The sequence below is a fragment of the Pseudophaeobacter sp. genome (assembly GCF_039971195.1).
Classification (GTDB): Bacteria; Pseudomonadota; Alphaproteobacteria; order Rhodobacterales; family Rhodobacteraceae; genus Pseudophaeobacter.
In genome coordinates this window covers 1-4,510 of record NZ_JBDWPJ010000044.1, presented here as the reverse complement: position 1 = coordinate 4,510, position 4,510 = coordinate 1, and the positions used below count along the sequence as shown (strand labels likewise).

Here is a 4,510-nt window from a genome sequence, read left to right as displayed (position 1 = left end):
CGCGACGGGTTTCGGGGTGGACCAGCAGTTTGCCCACATCCGCCCGGTGCGGTTGGTTCGGCGGCAGTGAGATGCCGAGCTGAGCGGTGCCTTGCAGTTTCCCGTCCAGAAAAGCGCCAAACAACAGGGTGTCCGCGCGTTCGACCGCAGGGAACACACGGGTCTGCCAGAAATCGGCAGCCGCTTGCCGGGGAAAAGGCAGGACAAAGCCGACGCTGGCACCGTTCTGGACGCAAGCCCAAAGGATCTCTGCTAATGCACTGCGCTGCCCTTCCAGTTCGGCGGCGGGGATCTTGCGGATTTCTAGGGTCATATCAGCACCAGAATATAGCGGGCGCCCTCGGCACCGGCAGTGAATTGAGAGCGTCCTTTGAGGTGATAACGCAGGCAATCACCGGGGCGCAGGTCGTAGCTTTGTTCAGACAGGCTGAGGGACAGGTTGCCCTCTTGCAGGATCAGGTGATGCTCTAGCCCCGGGCGCGAGGGACTGTCGTAAGAGATCTGCTGATTGGCGGGCAGATGCCCCTCAATGATCTCCCCTGACAGGGTGGGCGCAGGCGGCGAGAGCTGCCGCCGTTCAAACCCGGTGGCCGGGTCATGCCAAAGCGGCTGCTGATCCCTTGGCACCAGCGGGGCATGGGTCTCCTCCACCTGCATCATCAGGCGGGACATCTGCAGGGAATAGGCGGAACAGAGCTGGCCGAGGCTTTCAGCCGTCGGACTGACCTCCGCCTTCTCCAGTCGCGACAGCGTCGCCCGGCTTAGGCCGCTGACTTCGGCCAGCTGATCCAGCGACCAGCCTTTGTCTTGTCTGAGTGTCGCCAGGCGCTTGGCCAGCCGGGTGGTGAAATCGTCCATGGGGTCTCCTGTATATGGTGAGAAAATTTCCCATATTTGAGATTCGCGCAAGCGAAAAGAAACCCGGAGCAGGAAAACCTGATCCGGGTGCCTGATTTTTGGTCTTTCAGACGGGAGTGTCTCCCGACTTATTCCCAGCCAGCTTCGTTGAAGATTTTCTGGGCTTCAGGGATGTTCTTGGCAACTTCGGCCAGGCTCACATCGTCGGGTTTGAAGTGACCCAGAGCGGCAATGCTGGGGGCCAGGGCAACACCGGGAACGCCGGGGTATTCATCGTTGCCAGCCGAGAAATACTGCTGCGCCTGTTCGGAGGCGAGGTACTCCAGGAATTTCACCGCGTTGTCGCGGTTTGGGGCATGGGCTGCAACGCCACCACCGGAGAGGTTCATATGCGCGCCTTCCGCGTCCTGCGAGGGGAAGACCCAGCCGATCATGTCGCGGCTGTCAGACAGGCCCTTGACGTTTTTGCGGATCGAGCGGGCAAAGTAATAGCTGTTGCCAACGGCGATTTCGCATTCGCCGGACACGATGCCACGTAGCTGGTCGGTATCACCGCCCTGAGGTGCGCGCGCCATATTGGCGACAACGCCCTTGGCCCAGTCGGCGGCCACTTCGGCGCCGTGGTGTGTCACGATCGAAGCCAGCAGGGTCTGGTTGTAGGTATTGGTCGAGGAGCGGATGCAGACCTTACCTTTGTAGGCAGGATCGGCCAGATCCAGATAGGTGCGTGGTGGGTTTGCCACATCGTTCTTGTCAAAGAAGATGATCCGGGCGCGCTGCGAGAAGCCAAACCACTGGTTGTCAGTGTCCTGGATATAGCCGGGAACCTTGGCTTCCAGCACTTCGCTGTCGACGGCCTGCAACAGGCCAGCGTCTTTGGCACGGGCCAGACGGGAGGTGTCGACGGTCAGCAGGATGTCGGCGGGGGAGTTGGCACCTTCAGCCGACATCCGGGCAATCAGCTCGTCGGCCTTGCCTTCGATCCGGTTGATGGTGATGCCGGTGGCCTCTTCGAAATCCGAATAGAGACGCTCGTCGGTATCGTAGTGACGCGAAGAATAGAGGTTCAGCTCACCTTCGGCAGCAGCCGAGGTTGCGATGGTGGCGGCAAGGGTGCCTGCCAGGATGGTGGTAGCTTTCAACATAACGATTCCGATCTAGGAAGTGACGTGTAAAATTCAGACTAATTTTGTCAATTATAGAAAAACGAGTAGAAGGGAAACAGAAACTGACAAAAACCATCAGAAAATTTTTACGGTAAGCCCATTGCGAGTGTCCCTGTGTTCAGGATCGGGGAGCGAATCGAGGGATGGGGACTTCCCGGCAAAAAGGCCGTGTCCAAACACAAAAAAACCGCATCCGGGGATGCGGTTCTTCCGATTAGAGCGAGATCTTAGTCTCAGCCCTGGCGTGCTTTAAAGCGCGGCTGTGTCTTGTTGATCACGTAGACGCGGCCCTTGCGACGCACAATGCGGCAATCACGGTGCCGGTTCTTGAGCGAGCGGAGCGAGTTCTTGACTTTCATAGTCATTCTCCTGTTCTGCGGCGCGAACCAGCGCCTGGGTTTGCGGGCGTTCCGACCCTGAGGCCAGAACAGTGAATTCATGGTGGGCACTACAAGGTTCGAACTTGTGACCCCTTCGATGTCAACGAAGTGCTCTACCGCTGAGCTAAGCGCCCATGAAACCCTTGCGATCTCTTGCCCCAAAATAAATGGGACGCGGAGAACCGCGCCGGTGAAGGGGTCTATAATCAGAGTCGCGAGAGGGCGCAAGAGCTTTTGAAGCTAGAATTTTCGCTCTAAGGTGATTTCCAGAAACCAAGGGCAGAAGCACCTATGTCAAAGCGCGCATATTCCGTTATTTCGCCGGTCGAGCTGACCTCGCCCGTGGTTTTTGCCTCTCCACATAGCGGATCTGACTACGATTCTGCCTTTTTGCAAGCCACGATTCTGGATCGGCGACAGATTCGCAGCTCCGAGGATGCCTTTGTGGATCAGCTGTTTGCCGATGCGCCGCGATTCGGCGCGCCTTTGCTGACGGCGGTGAAACCCCGCGCCTATCTCGACCTCAACCGAGCCACCGAAGAGCTGGACCCGGCCTTGATCGAAGGTGTGTTGCGCCGGGGGCAGAACCCGCGGGTGGCTTCGGGGCTTGGGGTCATCCCACGCGTCGTGGCCAATGGGCGAGCGATATACCGGGGCAAACTGCCAAGGCAGGAGGCGGATCGGCGGATCGCGCAGATCTGGCACCCCTATCATACTGCGTTGCAGGGGCTGTTGCGCCAAGCGCATGGAAAATTTGGTCAAGCCATTCTGATCGATTGCCACTCTATGCCGCATGAGGCGGTCACCACCATGCCTGCGCGCAAGGGGGTCACCCCCGAAGTGGTGCTGGGGGATCGTTTTGGATCTTCGGCGGGGGCAGAGATTATGGACCGGGTCGAGGCTGCCTTTGTCGCGGCGGGTCTGCGGGTGGTGCGCAATGCACCCTTTGCCGGGGCCTATATCACCCAAACCTACGGACGCCCGTCCCGGGGGCAACATGCGGTGCAGGTGGAAATCGATCGCTCGCTCTATATGGATGAGGCATCGGTACGCCCGAACGCCGATTTTACCGCTTTCAAACTGCTGATCGGCCAAGTGATCGCCGAGATCAATCAATTCGCACAGGACGAGATGCCGCTGGCTGCTGAATAGCACCAGATTGCTGCCTCAGCGCAGGGCGCGGCCTTTCAGGATGGCGCTATCTCCGTAGCGTTTGCGAATGGCATCGGTGGCCCGCTCGGCCTGGGCCCGTTTGCCGGCCATCGGGTCCAGCAGATCGCCACTGGTATCGGCCTGTTCTTCAGGCACCAAATCCGAAATGCCACAGCCCAGCAATCGGTAGGCCCCCTGGTCTCCAACTTGGTCGAGCAGCGCCCGTGATTGGCGATAGATCACATCCGCCAGCTGGGTTGGGCTATGCAGCGAGGTTCGCCGGGTCAGCGCCGAATGATTGGCGCGTTTGAGTTTCAGGGTCACCACCCGCCCTGCCATGGATTTGGCCTTGGCCCGGTCTGCCACCTGTTCCGCAAGACGCCAAAGATGCCCGTCCAGCACCTCGAGATTGGCAGTATCCTCCATGAAAGTGGTTTCTTTGGAGATCGATTTCACTGGTGCATTGGCGGAAACCCGGCGGCGGTCCTCGCCGCGGGCCAGATGCCAAAGCCGCTCGCCGGTGCCGCCAAACCGGGCGCTCAGGTCTTGTCGGTCCCAGCGCAGCAGGTCGGCAAAAGTGCGAATGCCCGCCTTCTCCAGCGAGGCCTGCGCCGCCGGGCCGATACCCCAGATCAGGCGCACGGGTTTTTCCCGCAGGAAGGCGGCGGTCTCCGCCTTGCCGATCACCGAAAAACCGCGCGGCTTGTCGAGATCAGAGGCTACCTTGGCCAGGAATTTATTGTGGCTAAGACCAATGGAGCCGGTGATACCCAGCTCATCCTTCATGCGTTTGACCAGCCGCGCCAGCATGACAGCCGGCGGGCGGCCATGCAGTTTCTGGGTGCCGGACAGATCCATAAAGGCCTCATCCAGTGACAGCGGCTCCACCTCCGGGGTCAGCTCATCCATCATCGCCCGCACCGCCCGGCTGACTTCGACATAGGCGGACATGCG

General features: G+C 59.8%; 5 protein-coding genes, 1 tRNA gene and 1 pseudogene. 1 reads left to right on the top strand and 6 read right to left on the bottom strand.

Annotated features, from left to right (window positions below):
* The 5 genes and pseudogenes from ABJP42_RS03820 to ABJP42_RS03800 form a co-directional block, all read right to left on the bottom strand.
* Positions 1–313, bottom strand: a pseudogene (locus ABJP42_RS03820) (GNAT family N-acetyltransferase); the annotation flags it as partial.
* On the bottom strand, positions 310–858 hold the full coding sequence (locus tag ABJP42_RS03815) for a helix-turn-helix domain-containing protein (RefSeq protein ID WP_348338553.1): 549 nt from the start codon (positions 856–858) through the stop codon (positions 310–312). The pseudogene ABJP42_RS03820 and the gene ABJP42_RS03815, both read right to left, overlap by 4 nt.
* A gap of 128 nt (positions 859–986) precedes the next feature.
* Complete coding sequence (locus tag ABJP42_RS03810) at positions 987–2,003, bottom strand: extracellular solute-binding protein (protein ID WP_348338552.1); 1,017 nt, start codon at positions 2,001–2,003, stop codon at positions 987–989.
* Between the two features lie 254 nt (positions 2,004–2,257).
* Complete coding sequence (gene ykgO, locus ABJP42_RS03805; protein WP_008205324.1) at positions 2,258–2,383, bottom strand: type B 50S ribosomal protein L36; 126 nt, start codon at positions 2,381–2,383, stop codon at positions 2,258–2,260.
* Positions 2,384–2,463: 80 nt separating this feature from the next.
* A tRNA-Val gene (locus ABJP42_RS03800) sits at positions 2,464–2,538 on the bottom strand.
* 157 nt (positions 2,539–2,695) lie between these two features.
* Here ABJP42_RS03800 and ABJP42_RS03795 point away from each other — a divergent pair.
* Positions 2,696–3,556, top strand: a complete 861-nt coding sequence (locus ABJP42_RS03795) for an N-formylglutamate amidohydrolase (RefSeq protein WP_348338551.1) — start codon at positions 2,696–2,698, stop codon at positions 3,554–3,556.
* Positions 3,557–3,571: 15 nt separating this feature from the next.
* On the opposite strand, the gene ABJP42_RS03790 is transcribed toward ABJP42_RS03795, so the two are convergent.
* Positions 3,572–4,510, bottom strand: a 939-nt coding sequence (locus tag ABJP42_RS03790; protein WP_348338550.1) for a DNA polymerase IV, incomplete at its 5' end; no start/stop codon positions are given.